A 2392-nucleotide genomic window follows, 5' to 3' on the forward strand; every position below is an offset into this window, starting at 1 on the left:
TGAAGCCGCTGATCGCGCTGTTAGCCGCGTTTGCCTGCGGTTTCGGGCTCCCCCGCTGGCTCCTTGCGCGCCGCATCAGATCTCGCCAAGCCAAGTTCCTGACCGAGTTTGCCAATGCCATCGATATTGTCGTGCGCGGCATCAAGTCCGGTCTTCCGCTCAATGACTGCATGCAGGTCATCGGCGCGGAGTCGCCCGAGCCGGTCCGTAGCGAGTTTGCCGGTCTTGTCGAGCAGCAGAAAGTCGGCGTACCGCTCGGAAAAGCCTTCGAGCGCATGCACGACCGCATGCCGCTCCCCGAGGTGAACTTCTTCGCCATCGTCGTCGCTATTCAAGCGCAGACCGGCGGCAACCTCGCCGAGGCTCTGTCGAACCTCTCGGGCGTCTTGCGCGATCGTTACCGCCTCCGAGCCAAGGTCCAGTCGTTAAGCGCGGAGGCCAAGGCGTCGGCCATGATCATCGGATCCCTGCCGCCGCTCGTCATGCTGACGCTTTACATGATATCGCCGGATTACGTTTCCGTGCTGTGGACCGAGAAGCTGGGCCAGGTCATGCTGGGGGTGGCGCCACCTGGATGCTGATCGGCATTCTCATCATGCGCAAGATGATCAATTTCGAGTTTTAACCGAGCCGAGATCGATGTCCTCTTTCGTGCAGTATATTACCGACCCTGAACTCGTGGTCATGGTGCTCGCGGCCGTCGCGGCGTTCGCCACCGTGGCGTCTTTGGTCATGCCCCTGCTCAGCGGCGATCGCCTTGGCGCCCGCATGAAATATGTCTCGACCGAGCGTGCGCGGCTGCGCGCGGAGCGGCTCGCCACGATGGCCGAGGACCAGCGTCAAGCCAAGCTTCGCCGCGAGCCGAAAAGTTTCATGAAGCAGGTCGTGGAGCAGTTGAATCTGCGCAAGGCTCTTGAGACCGAGGGAACACGTGAGCGATTGAAGATGGCCGGCTTTCGCGGTCAGGCGCCGGTCGTGGCCTTCCTGTTCTTCCGCGCGGTCCTGCCGATCTTCGGATTTGCCGTTGTCTTTCTGTATCTGTTTTTCGTGAACGACTTCGGTCTCGCGCCCATCGTGCGCCTGGTTCTTTCCATCGGCGGGGCCTATCTCGGCTTCTATTTCCCCAACATCTTCATCTCGAATCTTATCCAGCGCCGCCAGAAATCCATCAGGGGCGTCTTTCCGGACGCCCTCGACCTTCTCTTGATCTGCGTGCAGGCCGGCATGTCCGTGGAAGCCGCCCTGAACAAGGTCGCGGGCGAGATCGGCGGGCGCTCCATCGAGCTCGCCGAGGAATTCAGTCTGACCACCGCGGAGCTGTCCTATCTACCGCAGCGCCGCCAGGCTTATGAGAATCTCGGCAAGCGCACCGGTCTCTCCGCGGTGAGGGCGGTCGGCACGAGCCTGATCCAGGCCGAGCGCTATGGTACCGCCGTGGGACAGTCCTTACGCGTGCTCGCCAAGGAGAGCCGGGAGATGCGCATGGCCGAGGCCGAAAAAAAGGCGGCCGCCTTGCCGCCAAAGCTCACCGTGCCGATGATCGTGTTCTTTCTGCCGGTGCTGTTTATCGTCATTCTCGGGCCGACGGCGATCCAGCTCATCCAGGGCAACTAAACCTGCCCAGCCAACAAGAAAGGCGCCTCGAAAGGCGCCTCCCTCGTTCCCTCGTCTCTATAACGCGAGCGCGTTACTGGATATTGCTCCTTAGCAAGTTCATCGGCCCGTCCGGCGCGACCGGTTTCGCGGCCTCAGCCTGGGCCACCTTGGCCGGCGATTCGACGACCTCGTCCACGGGCTGCACCATTTGCACTTTTGGCAACTGCCGTTCGGGCGGCGCCTCGGCCGCCGCCGCTTTCACCGGCGCGGCCTCCTGGACCGGCTCGCTTGTGGCGAACGGGGACCAGTCTTCCGCCGAAGCCTGCTTCGTCGATGGTTCGTTCGAAGCCACCGCGGTCGTGTTGGCCAACATGTTGCGCAAATAAGACATGCTCGATTTGGCCTGTGTCGCCGTCATATCGACGGCGGCCACCTCGCGAGCCTCGTCGAACTTGCCTTGCACGCCCAAGACCAGCGCCAGGTTCTGACGAATGCGTTTGTCGTCCTGGCCGTTCTCCGCGGCCTTGCGCAGCAGCGCCTCGGACTCTTCGGCCTTGCCGTCAAGCGCATAGGACAGCGCGAGATTGTTGATCACCGACGCGGAGTCGGGTTTCTTTTCCAGGGCCGCCTGGAAATATTTCTGTGCTTCGCCGTGCTCGCCCTTCTTGGCGTGCAGTGTTCCTTGTGCCGATAGGGTCTTCCAGTCGGTGACCCCTTGCGACTCGGCGGACTTGAGCGCCTGGCTGGCGATGTCGACGCGGCCCGCTTCGAGCGCCACGCGGCCGAGCTCGGCCGC

General features: G+C 62.6%; 3 protein-coding genes. 2 read left to right on the forward strand and 1 reads right to left on the reverse strand.

From position 1 onward, the window contains the following. Window positions 1-581, forward strand: a 581-nt coding sequence (locus AUC71_RS03330; protein WP_244500776.1) for a type II secretion system F family protein, incomplete at its 5' end; no start/stop codon positions are given. 70 nt (window positions 582-651) lie between these two features. Further along, on the forward strand, window positions 652-1614 hold the full coding sequence (locus AUC71_RS03335; RefSeq protein WP_342021778.1) for a type II secretion system F family protein: 963 nt from the start codon (window positions 652-654) through the stop codon (window positions 1612-1614). Between the two features lie 73 nt (window positions 1615-1687). Here AUC71_RS03335 and AUC71_RS03340 read toward each other — a convergent pair. Next, window positions 1688-2392: tetratricopeptide repeat protein (locus AUC71_RS03340; RefSeq protein ID WP_141701408.1), on the reverse strand; the 705-nt coding region annotated here is incomplete at its 5' end.

The sequence above is a fragment of the Methyloceanibacter marginalis genome, from assembly GCF_001723295.1.
In the GTDB taxonomy this organism is placed as follows: domain Bacteria; phylum Pseudomonadota; class Alphaproteobacteria; order Rhizobiales; family Methyloligellaceae; genus Methyloceanibacter; species Methyloceanibacter marginalis.